This window comes from Streptomyces sp. NPDC005483 (assembly GCF_040606035.1).
Taxonomy (GTDB): domain Bacteria; phylum Actinomycetota; class Actinomycetes; order Streptomycetales; family Streptomycetaceae; genus Streptomyces.
The window spans coordinates 33,378-54,359 of record NZ_JBEXEA010000016.1; the positions used below are offsets into that span (position 1 = coordinate 33,378).

General features: G+C 71.1%; 20 protein-coding genes and 1 tRNA gene. 16 read left to right on the plus strand and 5 right to left on the minus strand.

Annotated features, from left to right (window positions below; translation table 11 throughout):
- Positions 1-59: 59 nt before the first annotated feature.
- The 5 genes from moaC (at position 60) to ABZT06_RS28445 (ending at position 3,278) form a co-directional block, all read left to right on the plus strand.
- Complete coding sequence (moaC, locus tag ABZT06_RS28425; protein WP_266518136.1) at positions 60-539, plus strand: cyclic pyranopterin monophosphate synthase MoaC; 480 nt, start codon at positions 60-62, stop codon at positions 537-539.
- On the plus strand, positions 536-1,042 hold the full coding sequence (locus ABZT06_RS28430; protein WP_355746795.1) for a MogA/MoaB family molybdenum cofactor biosynthesis protein: 507 nt from the start codon (positions 536-538) through the stop codon (positions 1,040-1,042). The genes moaC and ABZT06_RS28430 overlap by 4 nt, the downstream gene beginning before the upstream one ends.
- Positions 1,039-1,680 carry a GNAT family protein gene (locus ABZT06_RS28435; RefSeq protein ID WP_355747314.1) on the plus strand — a complete coding sequence of 214 codons (642 nt, stop codon included), beginning with the start codon at positions 1,039-1,041 and terminating at the stop codon, positions 1,678-1,680. Before ABZT06_RS28430 ends, ABZT06_RS28435 begins: the two co-directional genes overlap by 4 nt.
- A 172-nt stretch (positions 1,681-1,852) precedes the next feature.
- A complete protein-coding gene (glpR, locus tag ABZT06_RS28440; protein WP_355746798.1) occupies positions 1,853-3,115 on the plus strand; it encodes a gephyrin-like molybdotransferase receptor GlpR in 1,263 nt (420 codons plus the stop codon).
- An 89-nt stretch (positions 3,116-3,204) separates the two neighbouring features.
- Positions 3,205-3,278 (plus strand) — tRNA-Ala (locus ABZT06_RS28445).
- A 60-nt stretch (positions 3,279-3,338) separates the two neighbouring features.
- Here the strand turns inward: ABZT06_RS28445 and ABZT06_RS28450 are convergent.
- On the minus strand, positions 3,339-3,815 hold the full coding sequence (locus ABZT06_RS28450; protein WP_355746802.1) for a GNAT family N-acetyltransferase: 477 nt from the start codon (positions 3,813-3,815) through the stop codon (positions 3,339-3,341).
- A gap of 29 nt (positions 3,816-3,844) precedes the next feature.
- Here ABZT06_RS28450 and ABZT06_RS28455 point away from each other — a divergent pair, with 29 nt between their 5' ends.
- Positions 3,845-4,648 (plus strand): exodeoxyribonuclease III, encoded by an 804-nt coding sequence (locus ABZT06_RS28455; RefSeq protein WP_355746805.1) that lies wholly within the window; start codon positions 3,845-3,847, stop codon positions 4,646-4,648.
- A gap of 215 nt (positions 4,649-4,863) precedes the next feature.
- On the opposite strand, the gene ABZT06_RS28460 is transcribed toward ABZT06_RS28455, so the two are convergent.
- On the minus strand, positions 4,864-5,481 hold the full coding sequence (locus ABZT06_RS28460) for a MerR family transcriptional regulator (protein ID WP_355747317.1): 618 nt from the start codon (positions 5,479-5,481) through the stop codon (positions 4,864-4,866).
- A 159-nt stretch (positions 5,482-5,640) separates the two neighbouring features.
- Here ABZT06_RS28460 and ABZT06_RS28465 point away from each other — a divergent pair, with 159 nt between their 5' ends.
- The 4 genes from ABZT06_RS28465 (at position 5,641) to ABZT06_RS28480 (ending at position 9,329) form a co-directional block, all read left to right on the plus strand.
- A complete protein-coding gene (locus tag ABZT06_RS28465; RefSeq protein WP_355746809.1) occupies positions 5,641-7,167 on the plus strand; it encodes an NAD(P)/FAD-dependent oxidoreductase in 1,527 nt (508 codons plus the stop codon).
- A complete protein-coding gene (locus ABZT06_RS28470) occupies positions 7,164-8,081 on the plus strand; it encodes an alpha/beta hydrolase (protein ID WP_355746811.1) in 918 nt (305 codons plus the stop codon). The genes ABZT06_RS28465 and ABZT06_RS28470 overlap by 4 nt, the downstream gene beginning before the upstream one ends.
- A complete protein-coding gene (locus ABZT06_RS28475; protein ID WP_355746814.1) occupies positions 8,078-8,974 on the plus strand; it encodes an SDR family oxidoreductase in 897 nt (298 codons plus the stop codon). The genes ABZT06_RS28470 and ABZT06_RS28475 overlap by 4 nt, the downstream gene beginning before the upstream one ends.
- Positions 8,975-9,062: 88 nt before the next feature.
- Positions 9,063-9,329: a hypothetical protein gene (locus ABZT06_RS28480; RefSeq protein WP_355746817.1), complete on the plus strand. Its 267-nt coding sequence runs from the start codon at positions 9,063-9,065 to the stop codon at positions 9,327-9,329.
- A 136-nt stretch (positions 9,330-9,465) separates the two neighbouring features.
- Here the strand turns inward: ABZT06_RS28480 and ABZT06_RS28485 are convergent, their stop codons facing one another.
- Complete coding sequence (locus ABZT06_RS28485) at positions 9,466-12,744, minus strand: S41 family peptidase (RefSeq protein WP_355746820.1); 3,279 nt, start codon at positions 12,742-12,744, stop codon at positions 9,466-9,468.
- A gap of 184 nt (positions 12,745-12,928) precedes the next feature.
- Between ABZT06_RS28485 and ABZT06_RS28490 the strand changes: the two genes are divergently transcribed.
- Together ABZT06_RS28490 and ABZT06_RS28495 are read left to right on the plus strand one after the other, a co-directional pair.
- Entirely contained in the window at positions 12,929-13,534 is a 606-nt protein-coding gene (locus ABZT06_RS28490) for a TetR/AcrR family transcriptional regulator (RefSeq protein WP_355746824.1), read from the plus strand.
- Positions 13,535-13,652: 118 nt separating this feature from the next.
- A complete protein-coding gene (locus ABZT06_RS28495; RefSeq protein ID WP_355746827.1) occupies positions 13,653-15,851 on the plus strand; it encodes an MMPL family transporter in 2,199 nt (732 codons plus the stop codon).
- Between the two features lie 40 nt (positions 15,852-15,891).
- Here ABZT06_RS28495 and ABZT06_RS28500 read toward each other — a convergent pair whose 3' ends face one another.
- Complete coding sequence (locus ABZT06_RS28500; protein WP_355746830.1) at positions 15,892-16,521, minus strand: GNAT family N-acetyltransferase; 630 nt, start codon at positions 16,519-16,521, stop codon at positions 15,892-15,894.
- An 84-nt stretch (positions 16,522-16,605) separates the two neighbouring features.
- Here ABZT06_RS28500 and ABZT06_RS28505 point away from each other — a divergent pair, with 84 nt between their 5' ends.
- Both ABZT06_RS28505 and ABZT06_RS28510 read left to right on the plus strand, forming a co-directional pair.
- A complete protein-coding gene (locus tag ABZT06_RS28505) occupies positions 16,606-17,115 on the plus strand; it encodes a YbaK/EbsC family protein (protein ID WP_355746833.1) in 510 nt (169 codons plus the stop codon).
- Positions 17,112-17,957, plus strand: coding sequence for an EamA family transporter (locus ABZT06_RS28510; protein WP_355746836.1), 846 nt, complete (start codon positions 17,112-17,114; stop codon positions 17,955-17,957). Before ABZT06_RS28505 ends, ABZT06_RS28510 begins: the two co-directional genes overlap by 4 nt.
- A 15-nt stretch (positions 17,958-17,972) precedes the next feature.
- On the opposite strand, the gene ABZT06_RS28515 is transcribed toward ABZT06_RS28510, so the two are convergent.
- Positions 17,973-18,242, minus strand: a complete 270-nt coding sequence (locus tag ABZT06_RS28515; RefSeq protein ID WP_355746838.1) for a hypothetical protein — start codon at positions 18,240-18,242, stop codon at positions 17,973-17,975.
- A 437-nt stretch (positions 18,243-18,679) separates the two neighbouring features.
- Here ABZT06_RS28515 and ABZT06_RS28520 point away from each other — a divergent pair, with 437 nt between their 5' ends.
- Positions 18,680-19,630 (plus strand): ABC transporter ATP-binding protein, encoded by a 951-nt coding sequence (locus ABZT06_RS28520; protein WP_355746841.1) that lies wholly within the window; start codon positions 18,680-18,682, stop codon positions 19,628-19,630.
- Positions 19,627-20,982, plus strand: coding sequence for an ABC transporter permease (locus ABZT06_RS28525; RefSeq protein WP_355746844.1), 1,356 nt, complete (start codon positions 19,627-19,629; stop codon positions 20,980-20,982). The genes ABZT06_RS28520 and ABZT06_RS28525 overlap by 4 nt, the downstream gene beginning before the upstream one ends.

Genomic DNA, 20,982 nt, shown 5'->3' on the forward strand with positions numbered 1-20,982 from the left:
CTCCTGGTTGGCGGTACCGTGTCGCGCACAACAGGTCCGACCGGGAGCGCCGCACAACCATGAGTACGCAGGACCGACTGACGCACATCGACGAGGCGGGAGCCGCCCGCATGGTCGATGTCTCCGGCAAGGACGTCACGGCACGCACCGCGCGCGCGAGTGGACGTGTCCTCGTGTCGCCCCGGGTGATCGAGCTGCTGCGCGGCGAGGGCGTGCCCAAGGGTGACGCCCTGGCCACCGCGCGGATCGCGGGCATCATGGGCGCCAAACGCACCCCGGACCTCATCCCGCTGTGCCATCCGCTGTCGGTGTCCGGTGTGAAACTGGACCTGTCGGTCGCGGACGACGCCGTGGAGATCCGGGCCACCGTGAAGACGACGGACCGCACCGGCGTCGAGATGGAGGCCCTCACCGCGGTCTCCGTCGCCGCGCTCACCGTGATCGACATGGTCAAGGCGGTCGACAAGGGAGCGGTCATCACGGACGTACGGGTCGAGGAGAAGACGGGCGGCAAGTCGGGCGACTGGAGCCGGGCATGACATACCGCGCTCTGGTGGTCACCGCCTCCAACCGGGCCGCCGCCGGTGTCTACGAGGACAAGGGCGGCCCGCTGATCGCCGACGGCCTGAAGGGGTTCGGCTTCACCGTCGAGGGCCCCCAGGTCGTCCCCGACGGTGATCCCGTGGAGGCCGCCCTGCGCGCAGGCGTGGAAGCCGGATACGACGTCATCGTCACCACCGGCGGCACCGGCATCTCACCCACCGACCGCACCCCCGAGGCGACCCGGGAAGTGATCGACCACGAGGTGCCGGGCATCGCGGAGGCCATCAGGGCGTTCGGCCGGGACAAGGTGCCGACCGCCGCGCTCTCCCGGGGCCTGGCCGGGGTGGCGGGACACACGCTGATCGTCAACCTGCCGGGTTCCGGTGGCGGGGTGAAGGACGGACTGGCCGTCCTCGAGCCCCTGTTGATCCACGCCGTCGACCAGATCCGCGGCGGCGACCACCCGAGATCCGGCGCCGGCACTGGGGGTGCGAGCTGAACAGCTTGTCCTGGCCCGTCGTACTGGCGGACGGCGATGTCGTCCTGAGGCCGATAAAGATGCGTGACCAGCGGGTGTGGCGCGAGGTGAACCGGCGCAACCGGGACTGGCTGCGCCCCTGGGAGGCGACCATTCCGCCGCCCACTCCGAGCGGCCCGATCGCGCACCGGCCGACCTACCGTCAGATGGTCCGGCACCTGCGGTCCGAGGCGCACGCGGGGCGGATGCTGCCGTTCGTCATCGAGTACCGGGGCCAGCTGGTCGGCCAGTTGACGGTCGCCGGGATCACCTGGGGCTCGATGTGTTCGGGACACGTCGGCTACTGGGTGGACCAGTCGGTGGCCGGGCGCGGTGTGATGCCGACCGCCGTGGCACTTGTCGTGGACCACTGTTTCCGCGCGGTCGGTCTGCACCGCATCGAGGTCTGCATTCGCCCCGAGAACGTGCCCAGCCGACGGGTCGTGGAGAAACTCGGATTCCGCGAGGAGGGACTGCGGCCGCGCTATCTCCACATCGACGGGGCCTGGAGGGACCATCTCGTGTTCGCGCTCACCGCGGAAGAGGTACCCGACGGGTTGCTCAGGCGCTGGCAGCGGGCACGCTCCCCACAGGGACGGCAAGCAGGACCCGGGAATTGAATAAGTGTTCGAAAATGATCGGTGCATGACCGTCTCGGGGCATTGAATTCACGACTCAGGCGGTCTGCTGATCGGATCGGTCACAAAAAAAGCTCGAAATATCAGCCAGATCGTGCGACACACCGGCGCAATTGGCAGATGGCCTCACGCAAACCCCTCTACCGTGTGAGGCGTGAGCAGCAGCGGCCTCATCTACGCAGTCATCGTCGGGGCCTGGGCCGCCTACTTGGTGCCTATGTGGCTCCGTAGGCAGGACGAGCTGAACGAGGCCCGTCCGACGGAACGCTTCAGCACCGCCATCCGGTTGCTTTCCGGACGGGCGGGCATGGAGCGTCGGTACGCCAAGGACCTGCGCGCGCGCTCCACCGACGAGGGGGAGTACGGCGCCGACGAACCGGATGCCGTCACCGACTCGGTGGACGTCCGGGCCTTCGCCATGCCTCCGACCCGTCCGCAGGCCCAGGCGACGGTTCAGCCGCCGGCTTCGGAGCGCCGGGAGGCGACGCGTGAGCCCGCGCGGGAAGCCGAGCGGGAAACGGGGCACGGCGACCCGGCGCGCGCGAAGACGAACGCGCCCGCGCCCGAACACGCCGGCGCCCCGACGCGGAAGCAGACACCCGCATCCGCCGCCCGGCGCACGGCCGCCGCGGAGGCGGCCGCGGCGCGCGCCCGCCGGACGAAGGTACTCGCACGCCGACGGCGTACGACGGTGATGCTCTTCCTCGCCTTCACGCTCGGCGCGATCGTCGCCGCCGTCGGTGGACTCGCCTTCCTGTGGGCGCCCGGCGTACCCGCGGTGATGCTCAGCGCGTACATCGCGTACCTGCGCTCCCAGGAACGCCGCCGCTTCGCCTACCAGATGGACCGGCGCCGGGCCGAGCTCGCCGCCCAGCACCTGCGGGAGCGAGCCCGTCAGCCGCGCCGGCGCGCGTCCGTGACCACGGGCGTGGAAGCCGACGAACCGGACGAGGGACCAGGGGCGGAGACCGATCCCGGGCTCTCGGCACTCGCCGCCGACCGGCGCGCCCTCGTCGAGCAGACCGACCACGCCGAGTGGGTCGACCAGCAGCGCGAACGGCAGCGCAGGCCGGGGCACGGGGACAGCTGGGACCCGGTCCCGGTGCCGTTGCCCACGTACGTGACCGCGCCGGTCGCTCCGCGGGCCACCGCGGACGTGGACCTCGGTGCGCCGGACGCGTGGAGTTCGGCCCGGTCCAGTGCCGTGGCCCCCGAGCACTCCGCTCAAGAGGCGGCACCCGTCGCGGAGGACGGGGGATCGGAGGACCTGTCCGCCGACGCGGAGGACACGTCCTCGGCGGACGGCCGCACCGACGCCCGTCGCGCCGCCTCCGCACGCCGGGCACGCGAGCGTGGCCGTACGCCGCTCTTCGACCAGTACGAGGAAGGTGAGCGGCCGCGCGCCGCCAACGAGTGACGGACGGCGCAGGATTCGCCGCGCTCTGACCAGCCCGGAACGGATTTCCAAGCACCCGGACGGGGATGCTAGAGTTTCACTCGTTGCAAGGGCCTGTGGCGCAGTCCGGTAGCGCACCTCGTTCGCATCGAGGGGGCCAGGGGTTCGAATCCCCTCAGGTCCACGCATCATGAAGACCCGCTCCTGATCCAGGAGCGGGTCTTCTGTCATGTGTACGGCGTTCTCACAGCGCCTTCGCGTAGCAGCGGCTCTCCTCGTGGAAGCGGTAGTAGCCGAACTTCACGCAGGCTTCGTAGCCGCTGGACGTGTAGAGGGCGATGGCCTCCGGCTGCTTGGTGCCGGTCTCCAGGACCATGCGCATGCGTCCGGCCGCGCGGGCGTGGTCCTCCAGAGCGGCGAGGACGCGGCGGGCGAGACCGCGGCCGCGCATCTCCTCGATGACGTACATGCGCTTGAGCTCGGCGTCGCCGTCCAGGTTACCCTCGCCGTTGGCGTCCTGGGCACGCCAGCCGCCCGTGGCGACGGGGCTGTCCCTTTCGTCGTACGCGATCAGATACACGCCGTTCGGGTGCTCGAAGTCCGTCGGGGCCAGCTCGGTGGCGTCGCCGCCGTCGCCGTAGCGGACGTGGTACTCGGCCTGGACCTGGTCGTTGAGCTTCACGGCGTCGGGGTGGTCGAAGGGGACACGGCGGATCATCATGCCCTCCAGTGTGCCGGTATCGTTCCCGGGTGCTCACTGTGACCTCCGCCAATGTGAACGGGCTGCGTGCCGCCGCGAAGAAGGGCTTCGTGGAGTGGCTCGCGACCACCTCCGCCGACGTGCTCTGCCTGCAGGAGGTGCGCGCCGAGCCGCAGCAGCTGCCCGAGAGCGTCCGCGCTCCCGAGGGCTGGCACGTCGTGCACGCGCCCGCCGCCGCCAAGGGGCGTGCCGGTGTCTCCCTCTACACCCGCCGCGAGCCCGACCGGGTCCGGATCGGGTTCGGGTCGGCGGAGTTCGACACCAGCGGGCGGTACGTCGAGGCCGACCTGCCCGGTGTCACCGTCGCGTCCCTGTACCTGCCCTCCGGCGAGGTCGGCACCGAGCGGCAGGACGAGAAGATCCGCTTCATGGACGAGTTCCTCGTGTACCTGAAGGGACTGCGTGAGCGCGCCGCCGCCGAGGGCCGCGAAGTCGTCGTCTGCGGCGACTGGAACATCGCCCACCAGCAGGCCGACCTCAAGAACTGGCGCGCCAACCAGAAGAGCTCCGGGTTCCTGCCGGAGGAGCGGGCGTGGTTGAGCCGGGTGCTCGACACGGCCGACGGGGGGTACGTCGACGTCGTACGGTCGCTGCATCCGGACATGGAGGGGCCGTACTCGTGGTGGTCGTACCGGGGGCGGGCGTTCGACAACGATTCCGGATGGCGTATCGACCTTGCCGTCGCGACTCCCGGGCTTGCTCGGCGGGCGGTGAAGGGATTTGTGGAGCGGGCCGCCAGCCATGACGAGCGGTGGTCGGATCATGCTCCCGTGACGGTCGTCTTCGATAGGTGACTCGCGGCCCGGGTCACGTCGGCGGACCGTACCCAGGCCGCTGATCAGCGGTCAGTTGGTCTGTCGCGTGGCCTTCTGCTGTCGTCTTGCGCGGAGTGGTTCTTGGCCGGCGGCGGCATCGATCGCCTGCCGCCGCACCGCGGGGCGGCCGGTGGAAGCCGCCCGTCGGCCTTGCGGGAGCGCGAGCAGGCTCCGGGTGGCCTCGAAGATGGGATCTAGTCCCGCTTCCGCAGCCGCCGGTCCAGTGCCAGGGACAGTTCTGCCTCCACCACGCTCCGCGCCAGGGGGCGCAGGCGCTGGAGGTCGTCCTCGCCCGCGTGGCGCAGGACCAGTTCGGCGAACATCTCCGCCAGGTCGTCCACGTGCTCGCGGACCCGTTTGCCGGCCGCGAGGACCTCTCCCAGGGGGATGCCCTCGCGGACCAGTTCGGACGAGACGTCCAGGAGGCGGCGGCTGATGTGGACGATCTCGTCGCCGTCGGTGCCGAGGTAGCCGAGGTCGAGGGCGGCCGCGAGGTTCTCCGGGGTCACCTCGCCCTCGAAGCGGGCGGCGAGTTCCTCGGGGGTCAGGCGGACCGGTTCCTCCTCCGTCGGCGTGACCCCCAGGACGTCGGCGACGTCACGGCCGTGGTCCAGGGCCTCGGCGAGTTCCGCGATGCCGGTGAGGGTGTGGCCGCGTTCCAGGAGGGTCGCGATCGTGCGCAGACGGGCCAGGTGGTGGTCGTCGTACCAGGCGATGCGGCCCTCGCGGCGAGGGGGCGGGATGAGTTTGCGTTCGCGGTAGAAGCGCAGGGTGCGCACGGTGATCCCGGCTTCCCTGGCCAGTTCCTCCATGCGGTACTCGCGTCGTCCTCCGTCTTCTGCCACGCCCGCACCCTATGTCGTACCCGGGGTAACTTTCCTTCTCCCGCCCCCTACCCATCGGTACGGAGCTGCTCTACCCTCCCATTGCGCCAGTGTTCACTGGCAGAGTCGGGCAGGGAAGGCGTCGGCATGGCCGAACACGAGCATGTGCGGGTGGCGGTGATCGGGTCCGGGTTCGGTGGGCTGGGGGCCGCCGTACGGCTGCGGCGGGAGGGTGTCACCGACTTCGTCGTGCTGGAGCGGGCCGACAGCGTGGGTGGCACGTGGCGGGACAACAGCTATCCGGGGTGCGCCTGTGACGTGCCGTCCCACCTGTACTCGTTCTCCTTCGCGCCGCATCCCGACTGGCCGCGCACCTTCTCCGGGCAGGAGCACATCCGCGCCTATCTGGAGCATGTGACGGACGTCTTCCGGCTCCGCCCGCACCTGCGCCTCAACTCCGAGGTGCAGCGGATGACCTGGAACGGCGAGAAGCTGCGGTGGGACATCGAGACCGCGAGCGGCTCGCTCTCCGCCGACCTCGTCGTCTCCGCCACCGGGCCGCTGTCCGACCCCAGGATCCCCGACATCCCGGGCCTGGACTCCTTCCCTGGCACGGTCTTCCACTCCGCCCGCTGGGACCACGACTACGACCTGCGCGGCAAGCGGGTCGCCATGGTGGGGACCGGCGCCTCGGCCATCCAGATCGTCCCGGCCGTCCAGCCGCTCGCCCGGAGCGTCACGCTGTTCCAGCGCACTCCCCCCTGGGTGATGCCCCGCATGGACCGGCCGATCAGCGGCGCCGAGCGCTGGCTGCACCGGCAGCTGCCCTTCACCACCCAGGTCCGGCGCGGACTGTCGTGGGGCATCAGGGAGTTGCAGGTCCAGGCCTTCACCAAACGGCCGGGCGAGCTGGGTGCCGTCGAGCAGCTGGCCAAGCGGAACATGGCGCGCGCCATCAAGGACCCGGCGCTGCGCGCCAAGCTCACCCCCGACTACCGCATCGGCTGCAAGCGGATCCTGCTGAGCAGCACGTACTACCCGGCGCTGGCCCAGCCCAACGTGGACGTGGTCGCGAGCGGGCTCAGCCGCGTCGAGGGGTCGACACTCGTCGCCGCCGACGGCACCGAGGCCGAGGCCGACGCGATCGTCTTCGGTACGGGCTTCCACGTCACCGACATGCCGATCGCCGACCGGGTCGTCGGCGCGGACGGGCGGACGCTCGCCGAGGCGTGGAAGGGCGGGATGGAGGCGCTGCGGGGTGCCTCCGCGGCCGGTTTCCCCAACTGGATGAGCATCATCGGCCCCAACACCGGCCTCGGGAACTCCTCGATGATCCTCATGATCGAGTCCCAGCTGAACTACCTGGCCGACTTCGTGCGCCAACTCGACGTCCTGGGGGTCCCCCCAGGCCCTCAAGGCACTGGGGGAGGCCGCGTGGCCCTCGACGCCCGCCCCTCTGCCGTACGGGACTGGAACCACCGGGTGCAGGAGCGCATGAAGCGCACCGTGTGGAGCACCGGTGGCTGCACCAGTTGGTACCTGGACGCGAACGGCCGCAACAGCACGATCTGGCCCGGTACGACGACCGAGTTCCGGCGGGCGACCCGACGGGTGGATCTCGCCGAGTACGAGGTGCTGCGGGTGCCGGCCCACGCGGAGGTGAGCGCCGTATGAGCCGCCCGGCGCATGTGATCTCCGGTCCCTACGCCCCACCCGCACCGGTGCGTGAACTCACCGCCCTCTCCGCGGACGGCGCGCGCCTGCACGTGGAGGTGCACGGCCCCGACGGAGCGCCTGCAGTCGTCCTCGCCCATGGCTGGACCTGCTCCACCGCCTTCTGGGCCGCCCAGATCCGCGAACTCGCCGTGGACCACCGGGTCATCGCCTACGACCAGCGCGGCCACGGACGCAGTCCGGCGAGCCCCGCCTGCAGTGCGGATCTGCTCGCTGACGATCTGGAAGCCGTACTGGAGGCGGCCCTCGGGGCGGGCGAGAAGGCGGTGATCGCAGGTCACTCCATGGGCGGGATGACGGTGATGGCCGCGGCCGGGCGCCCGGGGTTCGAAAAGCGTGCGGCGGCCGTCCTGCTGTGCAGCACCGGTTCGTCGCGGCTGGTCGCCGAGTCGACCCTCGTACCGATCAGGGCCGGGCGGCTGCGGACCTGGCTGACCCGCCAGGTCCTCGGGGCGCGGGCGCCGCTCGGGCCCATCACGCCGCTCGCTCTGCGGATCCTCAAGTACGGGACGATGGGCCCCGGTTCGGCCCCGCACATGGTGGAGGCGTGCGCGCGGATCGTGCACGCCTGCCCGCGCAAGGTGCGGTACGCCTGGTCGCAGGTGCTGGATCTGCTCGATCTGGATCACGGCGTACGCCGGCTCACCGCGCCGGTGGCCGTCGTCGTCGGTACGGCCGACCGGCTCACCCCGCCCGTGCACGCACGCCGGTTGGCCGCCGCGCTGCCCCACTGCCTCGGGGTCACCGAACTGCCCGGCGTCGGCCACATGACGCCGGTGGAGGCGCCCGAGCTGGTCAGCGCGCGAATCCGGGAACTCGTCACCACGTACGTCCAGGTCAAGGAGGGCGCATGAGCAGGGTCGGACTCGAAGGACAGGTCGCGGTCGTCACGGGGGCCGCGCGGGGCGTGGGTGAACTGCTCGCCCGCAAGCTGTCGGCGCGCGGGGCGAAGGTCGCTCTGGTCGGCCTCGAACCGGACGCGCTCAAGCAGCTCTCCGGGCGGCTGCACGGCGACAGCGACCACTGGTACGCCGACGTCACCGACCATGTGGCGATGGCCCAGGTCGCGCAGGAGGTCAAGGCGCGGTTCGGCAAGGTCGACATCGTGGTCGCCAACGCCGGGGTCGCCACCGGCGGGCCGTTCGTGGACTCCGACCCGGAGGCATGGCGGCGGGTGATCGAGGTCAACCTCATCGGGTCGGCCATGACCGCGCGGGCGTTCCTGCCGGTGTTGATGGAGAGCCGCGGGTATCTGCTCCAGATCGCCTCCCTCGCGGCGATCACCCCGGCGCCGATGATGACCGCGTACTGCGCGTCCAAGTCCGGTGTGGAGGCGTTCGCGCACAGCCTGCGGGCCGAGGTCGGCCACAAGGGCGTGCGGGTCGGAGTCGGTTATCTGTCGTGGACCGACACCGACATGGTGCGCGGGGCCGACCAGGACGACGTCATGCGGGAGCTCAGGCAGCGGCTGCCGTGGCCGGCCAACAAGACGTATCCGCTGGGGCCGGCCGTCGAGCGGATCGTGGCCGGGATCGAGCGGCGGTCGAGCCATGTGTACGGGCAGGGGTGGCTGCGCGGGATGCAGGGGATGCGCGGGTATCTGCCGGGGCTCATCGGGACCGTCGGGCAGCGGGAGATGCGGCGGTTCGGGCAGCGGTTGGAGGGCATGCGGGTGGGACTCGTCGGTGCAGGTGGGGCGGCGGATGAGGAGGCTCGCGCAGGGGCTCGCGCTACGCACCGTGACTGATCGAAATGCGTTCTTTGTCCGGGCGTGTGAATCTGGTCGAGGCCCCGGCCAGGGGCTCTTCCCCTCACCCCCACGGGAGTGAACCCACATGGGTATGAAGGACCAGTTCCAGGACAAGTCCGAGCAGTGGCAGCAGCAGGCCAAGCAGAAGGCCCAGGAGGGCCGGGAGCAGGCCCAGCGCGGTCGCCAGGGTCAGGGCCAGGGCCCGGACCGCAAGGGTCAGGGCCAGGGCCCGGACCGCAAGGGTCAGGGCCAGGGCCCGGACCGCGACCGCGACCGCATGCGGGACGAGGAGTCCTCCGAGCGGCTCCGGCGCGAGGAGCAGGAGCAGCTGGAGCCCGACTACGACATGTAGTCACTGCTTGAAGTGCAGGGTGTTCTCTCGTTCTGGGAGGGCACCCTGCGCGTTTGTGTCTGGCTGCCGGCCGGTGGGTGCTTGTCGCGCAGTTCCCCGCGCCCCTAAAAGCAAAGACCGTCCCCCGCGCGCCTTCTCAGGCCCTGGGCGGCAACTTCGGCCTCGACCTGTCCGGTACGTCACGGTAGTTCGGCGGTGTCGCCGGCGGTGTCGTCTCCAGCAGGTCCAGCGCGAGCCGCACCGCGTCGTCCAGTTGGGCGTGTCTGCCCTCCGCCCAGTCCAGGGGGGTACGGAGGATCTCCAGGTCCGGGGTGACGCCCTGGTTCTCGATCGACCAGCCGTACGCGTCGAACCAGGCCGCGTTCATCGGGACCGTGATCACCGTGCCGTCGCCGAGCTGGTGGCGGCCGGTCATGCCGACCACTCCGCCCCAGGTGCGCTGGCCCACCACCGGGCCGAGCTTCAGCAGTTTGAAGGCAGCCGTGATCATGTCGCCGTCCGAGGAGGTCGCCTCGTCGGCCAGGGCCACCACCGGGCCGCGCGGGGCGTTCGAGGCGTAGGACACCGGCTGGGCGTTTCTCGTCAGGTCCCAGCCGAGGATCGTGCGGCTCAGCTTCTCCACCACCAGTTCGCTGATGTGGCCGCCCGCGTTGCCGCGTACGTCGACGATGAGGGCGGGGCGGGAGACCTCCATGCGCAGGTCCCGGTTGAACTGGGCCCAGCCCGAGCCGCCCATGTCGGGGATGTGCAGATAGCCGCAGCGGCCGCCGCTCAACTCCCGTACGACGGCCCGGCGTTTGGCCACCCAGTCCTGGTAGCGCAGGGGGCGTTCGTCGAGGAGCGGGACCACCGCCACCCGGCGGGCCCTTCCTTCGCCCTCCGCCGGGGTGAACGTCAGCTCCACCGTCGTACCGCCCGCCGCCGCGAGCAGCGGATACGGGCCCGTGACCGCGTCGACCGGGCGGCCGTCGACGTGGGTGAGGACCGCGCCCTCGCGGATGCCCGTGCCGGCCAGCGGGGAGCGGGCCTTGGAGTCCGAGGAGTCGCCGGGCAGGATCCGCCGGACCGTCCAACCGCCGTCCCTGAGGACGAAGTTGGCGCCCAGCAGGCCCTGGCGGCGCTGGTAGTGGGGTGGGCCCTCGTTGCGGCGGGCGGCGGTGACGTAGGCGTGGGAGGTGCCCAGTTCGCCGAGGACCTCGCGCAGGAGGTCGGCGAACTCGTCGGGTGAGGCGATCCGTTCGAGCAGCGGGCGGTACTGGTCGAGCACCGCGTCCCAGTCGATGCCGCACATCCCCGGCTCCCAGAAGTACGCCCGGATCAGACGGCCCGCCTCCTCGTAGGCCTGGCGCCACTCGGCGGCCGGGTCGACCTCGTGGAGGATGCGGCGCAGGTCGATCCAGACGGTCGAGTCGCTGTCGCCGGACTCGGTGGCGGGGGTGGCGCGCAGGTCGCCCTCGTCCACGAGGACCAGCCGGGAGCCGTCGCCGCTGACCGCGAACCAGTCCAGGTGCTCGACGAGTTCGGTCTTCTTCGCCTTGCTGATGGAGAAGTGTTCGAGGGTGGGGCGCTCGGAGGTGTCATCCGGGTTGACGAAGGTCTCGCCGAGCGCGCCCGAGATGGGCCAGCGCAACCAGACCAGGCCGCCGCCCGCGACCGGGTACAGCGCCGAGTACTTGGAGGCGGGGACCGGGAAGGGGGTGACCCGGCTCTCCAGGCCCTCGATCTCGACCGTGACGGCACTGTGGTCGGCGCCTTCGCCGCCCTCGCCGTCGGAGGCCGGGTCCAGGCCCCCGGCGGCGGGCCGGCCCTCCGGGGTCAGGGCGAAGGGGGAGGGGGTCGCCGAGGACAGCGGGACCAGGTAGGGGCGGCAGCCCAGCGGGAAGGACAGGTCGCCGGTGTGGACGTCGTACACCGGGTCGAAGCCCCGCCAGGAGAGGAAGGCGAGGTAGCGGCCGTCCCGGGTGAAGACCGGGTTCTCGTCCTCGAAGCGGCCGTTGGTCACGTCCACGATCAACCGGTCCTTGATGCGGGCCATCTTGATCTGGCGCAGGGAGCGCCCGATGCCCGGGTGCGACCAGGTCAGCCAGGTGCCGTCCGGGGAGAAGGCGAGGTCGCGGACCGGGCCGTTGACCGAGCGGATGAGCTCGGTGACCTCGCCTCCCCCAGACTCCGTCCGGGAGGTGCCCCCAGAGTCCTCCGTCCCCGCGGCGTCAGCCGCATCATCGGACACAGTCAGGAGCAGCAGACGCCCGTCGTGCGAGGCGATGGCCAGGCGCTCGCCGCTCGGGTCCGAGACCAGCTCCAGGACCCGGCCCAGCCCTCCCGAGGTCGGCCGCCGCGGTGCGCGGTCACCGGTCGCCCGGGGCAGATACGCGATCTCCACGGCGTCCTCGCCCTCCGCGTCCGTCACATACGCGACCTGGCCGACGGAACCGAGCATCTCCGGGAGCCGGACCCGTACCCCCGGGGTGTCCGTGATCGTGCGGGCCGGGCCGTCCCGGTGGGTCAGCCAGTACAGGCTGCCGCGGACGACGACGGCGCTCGCGCGGCCCGTCTCGTCGACCGAGATGCCGTCCACGTGCTGGGCGGCAGGCACCTGGTACGTGCGGCGGCCCGCGCGCGGCCCGCTCAGCCGTACGTCGAGCTTGCGCGGCTCGGCGGAGGCGAGGTCGTCGACGATCCACAGGTCGCCCGCGCACTGGTACACCACCCGGGTGCCGTCGCTGGAGGCGTGCCGGGCGTAGAAGGCGTCGTGGTCGGTGTGGCGGCGCAGGCCGGAGCCGTCGTGGGCGCACGAGTAGAGGTTGCCGACGCCCTCGTGGTCGGAGAGGAAGGCGATCCGGTCGCCGACGAACATCGGGGAGTGGAGGTGGCCGCCGAGGTCGGGCAGCAGGCGTTCGCCGTGCAGCCAGAGGCGGCCCGTGGCGCCGCCCCGGTAGCGCTTCCAGGCGGCCGGTTCGTGCGGCGGGGTGCCGGTGAGCAGGAGGGTCCTGCGGTCGGCGACCTGGATGTCCGAGACCGGGCCCCAGGGGAGCCGGTGGCCGGGCGAGCCGTCGGTGGGGACCTTGTACGCCCAGGTGAAGTAGGAGAAGGGCTCGCCGTGCGAGGCGACCGCGAGGATCGTCCCCTGGGGGGTCCAGCCGCACACCTGCGTGTCCGTCGAGCCCCAGTAGGTGAGCCGGCGGCCCGGTCCGCCGTCCACGTCGGTCAGGTGGATCTCGGGCACGAGACTGCGCCAGCTCGTGTACGCGAGGTGGCGGCCGTCGGGCGAGAAGCGCGGATGGCCGACCTTGGTGCGGTCGACGGTCAGGCGCCAGGCGCGGCCCGGGCCGTCGAGAGGGGCCAGCCAGAGGTCGTCCTCGGCCACGAAGCACAACAGATCGCCGCTCAGGTGCGGAAGGCGCAGATAGCTCACCTCCCCATGCTTTTCCCGGGGATGGACCGGAGCAACTTGTGAAAAATCGACCAGATGCGGGCTGGGGCGGCCTGCGGTGACCCACAACACGAACGAAACCGTTTCGTTTCGCTGGCGGATGCGCTACATTCGTGTCGTACGAAACAGTGTCGTTCCAAGTCCCGGAGCGGAAAGGGTGAGTGACATGACCGAGGTCTCGACCGCGCGTCGCAGCCGTATCACCCCCGAGCGCGAGGCCGAGCTGTACGAGGCCGTGCTCGAACTGCTCCGGGAGGTCGGCTACGACGCCCTCACCATGGACGCCGTCGCCGCCCGCACCCGTTCCAGCAAGGCCACGCTCTACCGCCAGTGGGGCGGCAAGGCCGAGCTGGTGGCGAAGGCGGTCCGGCACACCAAGCCGGGCGGTATGGGTCTCGAGGAGATCGACACCGGGTCGCTCAAGGGCGACCTGCACGCGCTCACCATGCGCTCGGACGACTGCACGATGGAGCAGAACTCCGCGCTCATGCGGGGTCTGGCCATGGCGGTCCACGGCAACCCGGATCTCCTGAAGGCGTTCCGCGCGCACCTCATCGAACCCGAGATGGCGCAGTTCCGCCGACTGGTGCAGCGGGCGATCGAGCGGGGCGAGGTGCGCCCCGACAACCCGGCGATCGACTTCATGATGCACATGATGATCGGCGGGTTCGCGGCCCGCACGATGATCGACGAGCTGCCGCCGACGCAGGCCTTCCTGCTTTCGTACATCGACGCCGTGGTCCTCCCCGCCCTCGGCGTGTCGAACGACTGACCCCCAGTCTCCCCAGCAAGCCCTCCACCTGACGTAACCGCTCACGTCGTCGGGCTGATCATCCCTGCCCTGGGCCGTGTCGCCCTGGACCCCACGACCTGACCGGGAGTACGCCTTCGTGGCCACTTTCCTCTACCAACTCGGCCGGCTCGCCTTTCGGCGACGGCACTTCGTCGCCCTGCTGTGGGTGGCCCTGCTGACACTCGCGGGCGTCGGCGCGTTCAGTGCGCCCGCCGCCGGATCGACCTCCTTCTCCATTCCGGGTACGGAGGCGCAGAAGGCCTTCGACCTGCTGGAACAGCGATTCCCGGGGGCCAGCGCCGACGGCGCGACCGGGCGCGTGGTCTTCAAGGCGCCCGCGGGCGAGAAGATGACGGACGCCGCGAACAGGGCGACCGTCGCCAAGACCGTCAAGGAACTGGGCGACGGCTCCGAGGTCGTCTCCGTCACCGACCCGTTCACGACGAACGCGGTGAGCAAGGACGGCACGGTCGCCTACACGTCGGTGCGCTACGACGCTCCCGGCATGGAGCTCAAGGACGCGACCGTGAACGCCCTGGAGAAGGCCGCGGACGAGGCCCGGGGCACCGGGCTGACCGTCGACGTCGGCGGCGACGCGCTCCAGGCCCAGCCGGAGGCGGGAGCGATCGGTGAGGCCGTCGGTCTCGCCATCGCCGCGGTCGTCCTGGTCATGACCCTGGGCTCGCTGGTCGCGGCGGGGCTGCCGCTGCTGACGGCGATCATCGGCGTCGGGATCGGCGTCTCCACCATCGCCGTCCTCGCCAAGGCGCTCGACCTCGGCAGCACCACCTCCACGCTCGCGGGGATGATCGGTCTGGCGGTCGGCATCGACTACGCCCTGTTCATCGTCTCCCGCTACCGCGCCGAGCTGGCCGAGGGCCGCGACCGGGAGGAGGCGGTGGGCCGGGCCACCGGCACCGCGGGTTCCGCGGTGGTCTTCGCGGGCCTCACCGTCGTGATCGCGCTCGCCGGTCTCTCGGTCGTCAACGTGCCGATGCTGACCAAGATGGGTCTCGCCGCGGCGGGCACGGTGGTCATCGCCGTCCTCATCGCGCTGACCATGATCCCGGCGCTGCTCGGGTACGCGGGCCGCAGGATCCGACCGGCGGGCGAGAAGCGCAGGAAGCCCTCCGGGGCAGCGGTCGCGAAGCCCAACCTGGGCACCCGCTGGGCCAGCTTCGTCATCCGCCGTCCGGCCGCCGTGCTGCTGCTCGGCGTGGTCGGCCTCGGCGCCGTCGCGCTGCCGGTCAGCCAGTTGGAGCTGGGCCTGCCCGACGACGGTTCGCAGCCGACGTCCACGACCCAGCGCCGCGCCTACGACCTCCTCTCGGAGGGCTTCGGGCCCGGCTTCAACGGACCGCTGATGATCGTGGTCGACGCCAAGAACAGCGACGACCCGAAGGCCGCGGCCGCCACGGTGACCGACGGGATCAAGGGCCTCGAGGACGTCGTCACGGTCACCCCGCCGGCCTTCAACAAGGCCGGCGACACCGCGACCATCACGGTGATCCCCGGCTCCAAGCCGTCCTCGCCCCAGACCCAGGACCTGGTGCACGCCATCCGTGACGGTGTCGCGTCCAAGGCGGACGCGGACGTCCTGGTCACCGGCGCCACCGCGATGAACATCGACTTCTCGCAGAAGCTCTCGGACGCCCTGATCCCCTACCTGGGCCTGGTGGTCGGCCTCGCCTTCCTCCTCCTGATCGTGGTCTTCCGCTCGATCCTCGTCCCGCTGAAGGCGGCCCTCGGCTTCCTGCTCTCGGTGCTCGCCGCGCTCGGCGCCGTGGTCGCGGTCTTCCAGTGGGGCTGGCTGGGCGGGGTGCTCGGTGTCGAGGAGACCGGCCCGATCATGTCGATGATGCCGATCTTCATGGTCGGCGTGGTCTTCGGACTCGCGATGGACTACGAGGTCTTCCTCGTGACCCGCATGCGCGAGGCGTACGTCCACGGCGAGTCCCCGAGCCAGGCCATCGTGACCGGGTTCAAGCACAGCGCCCGGGTGGTGGTCGCCGCCGCGGTCATCATGATGGCCGTCTTCGGAGGCTTCATCAGCTCCGGCGAGTCGATGATCAAGATGATCGGCTTCGGCCTCGCGATCGCCGTCCTCTTCGACGCGTTCGTGGTCCGCATGGCGATCGTCCCCGCGGTCCTCGCCCTGCTCGGCCGCCGCGCCTGGTGGCTGCCGAAGTGGCTGGACCGCGCGCTGCCCAACGTCGACGTGGAGGGCGAGGGGCTGCGCACCCAGGCCGAGAAGGACGCGGATCCGGACGAGGACCGGGAACTGGTACGCGTCTGACGTACACGGTGTGAGACGAGTTGGCCGGTGGGGGGTGCCCTCACCGGCCTTCTTCTGCCGTGGGCCGGCCGAGAAAGGTGACGGGCCCGGGATCCGGTACGGCGATCTCGTGGAAGCCGAGACGGTCGTAGAAGGCACGGGCGGGCGTGTTGGCGCTCACCATCGTGAGGTGTACGGCGGCCACGCCCCGCTCGTGCAGCGCGCGCAGGAAGGTCTTCATGAGCGCCCGCCCGTACCCGCGCCCCTGCCACCCCGGGAGCAGGTCGATGTGCAAGTGGGCGGGGTAGGCGGCGACTTCGGGCACGAGCATGCGCTCGGGGCGGTGCAGGAGCGCGACGATCTCCTCGTCGGGCGTACGCGGCTCGTGGCGGGGCTCCGGGTAGCGGCCGGCCACCAGGGGCAGCCATTTCGCCCGGTACTCCTTGACGAACCGGGGCGTGTCGGCGGTCCCGAGGACGTACCCGACGGCCCGCCCCTCCCCGTCGTCCAGCACGAAGGCCAGCTCCGGTTCGAGATGGACGTACGGCGCCGCGAAGGCCGCGGGGAAGACGCCGGGGTCCTTGTAGTGCGGGCGGCTGTCCTGGCCCACGTGGGCGGTGCGCACGCAGATGTCGTCGACGGCGTCGCGGTCGCGGGGGCGGTAGGGGCGTATGGCGGGTGACGGGGTCATGGCGGCATCCTGCACGACGGGAGGAGCGACAGGCCTGCCAAACAGGGTCGCATGCCCCATACACCCAACGCTACGGTGCCCTGCATGACGACCACCGACACCGACGGCTCCGGGGCCGCACACCCCCGTTTCGCCGAAGCCCTCCGCGAGCTGGGCCTCGACGAGCTCACCGCGCAGGTCCGCCGCTTCCCGGACGCCACCCGTACCGCCGCCGAGGCCGCCGCGGCGATCGGGTGCGAGCTCAGTCAGATCTGCAAGTCGCTGATCTTCGCGGCGGACGGGGTGCCGGTGCTGGTGCTCATGGACGGGGCCTCACGCGTCGACCTCGAACGGGTTCGGGAAGAGCTGGGCGCTGAGAAGGTCACGCGGGCCAGGGCCGACGTCGTGCGGGAGACGACCGGGTACGCCATCGGGGGCGTGCCGCCCTTCGGGCACCGGACGAAGACGCGGGTGCTGGCCGACCGTTCACTGCTCGACCATGACGTCGTGTGGGCCGCCGCGGGCAATCCGCACGCCGTGTTCCCCATCGCGCCCAAGGACCTGATCGCCCACGCGGGCGCCGGCCTCGTGGACGTGCGCGAGCACACCCCGTGACGCCGCTCGTCACCGCGGCCGTACTCCTCGCCGCGGTCACGCACGCGGGCTGGAACGCCATCGCGCACCAGATCACCGACAAGCTGGTCGGGTTCACGCTGATCTCGGGTGGGGGGATGCTCATCGGGCTGGCGATCATCCCGTTCGCGGCGGTTCCGGCCGCGGGCGCGTGGCCGTATCTGCTCGTCTCGTGCTGCATCCACATCGCCTACTACGCGCTGCTGATGAAGTCCTTCCGGCTCGGGGACTTCGGGCAGGCCTATCCGATCGCGCGCGGCACCGCTCCGCTGGTCGTGACCGTGCTGGCCGCCCTCTTCGCGCACGAGGTGCCGGACAGGTGGGCCGCCGCCGGAATCGCCCTGTCCTGCGCGGGACTCACCGGCGTCGCGCTGTGGGGGCTGCGCGGCCGCCGGCCCGACTGGGCGGCGATCGGCGCCGCGTTGGCGACCGGGCTGACCATCGCCGCGTACACCGTCGTCGACGGGCTCGGCGTACGCGCCTCCGGTTCCTCGCTCGGGTACATCGCCTGGCTGATGGCGGTGCAGGGGGTCGTGATCCCGGCCTACGCCCTCACACGGTGGCGCGGCCGAACCGTCGGCGTGCTGCGGCCGTTCGCAGCGGTCGGGCTCCTCGGCGCCGCCCTTTCCGTGGCCGCGTACGGGTTCGTCCTGTGGGCCCAGACCAAGGCCGAACTCGCCCCCGTGGCCGCCCTGCGCGAATCCTCGATCATCGTCGGCGCGGCCATCGGCGCCGTGTTCTTCAAGGAACGGTTCGGCGCGCCGAGAATCGTCGCGGCGGGGCTGCTGGTCGCGGGCATCGGACTGATGCTGCACGCCGGGTGAGGCCGGTCTCGCCGACTACTGACCGACGGTGAGTGCCCACCGAGTGTGGGATGGAGCCGCGACCTTCACCGTGCCGTATGCGTGAGGGCTCGTCAGATCCAGTTGGTTGAAAATGCTGCTGACCTCACCGTTCACGCATTCGAGGGGGAAGCTCAGCCCGACGGGCCGCACGGAGACGGTCAGCGTTCCCTCTCCCTGACAGTTCACGAGGATCGCGAGGTGTCCGGCCTTCAACCCGCCCGGAATCTCGAGTTCTTCACTTCCCTGGACGTTCGCCTTCTGCACTACGGCCTTCCCGTCCGGGAAAGCTGGAGCCGTGGTCACGGTTTCGCCCGGTATGTGCTCAACACTGTCATGCGTGGATGACTTTGCCGGTGACGATACGGAAGGTGGCGGAGGTGTCCGGGGAAGCGTCCTGGCATCGTCTTGGGCGCTGGTGCAGCCTGCGAGTGAAAACGCCACTGCCAGGCCCCACACTGCCGTGCGTGTTCTCCTGATCGAAGTCTCCGGTTCGTAGAGACCGTCCTGTCGGGCAGTCGGACTCATTGTCGGTCGAGCCGGTCAAGTCCTGCCCAAGTCCCGCCCGACCCCGACCATTCGTTTGCCTACTTGCCGATGCCTTGACGGTTCGTTCCCTGGGCGTTCAGTCAGCCGTCCGTGTCCGGGGTGTGTGGCGTCCCTAAGGTCCCAGCGGACCGCGAAAGAAGGGACGCAGGGGACTCATGGACGCACTCCACGCAGTCCGGGCCCGCGGGATCACCAAGTGCTTCGGTGACGTCGTGGCGCTCGACGGCGTCGACCTCGATGTGACGCAAGGTCAGATCCACGGCCTGGTCGGGTCGAACGGGGCCGGGAAGACGACCCTGCTCGGGCTCCTGCTGGGCCTCGCCGTCGCCGACGGCGGGCAACTGGAGATCCTGGGCATACCGGTCGGGCGGGCGTTCGACGCTCCTGACGGGGTCGCCGGGTTCGTGGACGGGCCGGGTCTCTACCCCTCGCTCACCGCCCGGCAGAACCTCGCCGCGCTGGCCGAACTCCGCGGCCGGGACGGTCGTACGGCGGACATCGATGTCGTGCTCGACCAGGTGGGGCTCACCGACGTGGCCGACGACAAGGCCCGCGGCTTCTCCCTCGGCATGCGCCAGCGGCTCGGGCTCGCCGCCGCGCTGCTGACCCGGCCGCGGCTGCTGGTGCTCGACGAACCCTCCAACGGCCTGGATCCGTCCGGGAAGCGGCATGTGCACGGAGTCCTCACCCGGCTCGCCGAGGACGGCACCGCCATCGTGCTCTCCAGCCACCGCATGGACGACCTGGAGGCCCTGTGCTCCGAGGTCACCCTCCTCGCCACCGGCCGGGTCGTGTTCTCCGGCCCGCTCGCCAAGCTGGCCGCCGAGAACCGTGAACTCGACTACCGGGTAAGGACGTCCGACCCGGAGGCCGCGCGGCGGCTGGCCGACGTCACCGACGGGATCCGGATCGTCGACGACACCGGACGGCAGACCCGGGACGCCGACGTGCTCGTCGTACGGGCGATGGTGCCCGCTCTCGACGAACTGGTCGCGGCACTGGTGACCTCGGGCGTCGCGGTACGCGAACTCGCCCCGGTGGTCTCGCCCTTGGAGGCCGCGTTCCTCGCCCTCACCGAGGACCGGGAGACAGGGGCGAGCAGATGACCACCACCGCCCCCGCCACCGCGCCCCCCGCCCCCGTCCGGCCCGTCTCGGTCGCGCGCGGCTACCGCTTCGAACTCGTCAAGCTCGTCTCCCAGTGGCGCATCCGCCTCCTCGTCCTCGTCTGCTGGATCGCCCCGGGGCTCTTCGTCGCCGGGGTGAGCGAGCAGAGCACGCTGCCCTCGGACACCCTCTTCGGCCGCTGGATGCACGCCACCGGGTGGGCCGGACCGCTGGTGATGCTCGGCTTCGCGGGCACCTGGGCCCTTCCGCTGCTGACCTCGGTGGTCGCCGGTGACGTGTTCGCCGTGGAGGACAGGCTCGGCACCTGGCGGCACCTGCTGGTCGCGGTCCGCTCACCGCGGCGGATCTTCGTGGCGAAGCTGCTGGCCGGCCTCACCGTCATCCTGTTGCTGGTCGCCGGGCTGGCCTGCTCCAGCACCGTTGGCGGGCTCGCCTCCGTCGGCAACCAGCCGCTCGTCGGCCTCGACGGCCACCTGCTGTCCGCCGGGGATGCCGCGCAGAACGTGCTGCTCGCCTGGGTCGCCGCCCTCGCCCCCACCCTGGCCCTCGCCGCGATCGGCCTGCTCGGATCGGTCGCCCTCGGGCGGTCCCCGATGGGACTCCTGCTGCCCCCGCTGGTCGCGCTCGGCATGCAGGTCGTCCAGATGCTGCCGCTGCCCGTCGCCGTACGCCTCGCCCTGCCCGGCTACGCCTTCCTCTCCTGGAACGGCCTGTTCACCGCCCCGGCCCAGCTCGCCCCGCTCCTGATCGGCGTCACGGTCAGCCTGGCGTGGGCGGTGCTCGCGACCCTACTGGCCCATCTGCTGTTCCTCCGGCGGGACTTCACCAACCTCGCCTACGACGGTGCCGGGCGCCGCGCGTTCACCGTGGGCGTGCTGCCGCTGGCCGCGCTGACCGCCCTCAGCGTCGCGGTGATCGCCGTGTCGGCCGACTCGACCGGCATCACGCAGGCCAAGGTCCAGCGCTCCGTCGCCACGGCCTTCGCCCACCTCTACCGCATCCAGACCGAACAACTCCACCGCCCCGCCGTCACCGAGGCCCAGCTCAGGGCCTCGGCGGCGTGCACCAAGAGCGACGGCCAGGCCGCGCAGCAGGGGGCGGGCAATGACTGGCGGTGTGTCGTGACCTGGCACCTGCCCGGCGTACCGGTGGCGGGGACGGCTGTCTATCAGCTGGACGTCGGATCGGACGGGCGGTTCGTCGCCGACGGCGACGGGCCGAAGGAAGTGAACGGCTACTTCCTGGTGCGGACCTCCACCGGGGACGCGCCCAACCCGCTGTGGCAGTTCGACGGCAACGTCGAGCTGCTGGACACCACCTCGAAGGGATAG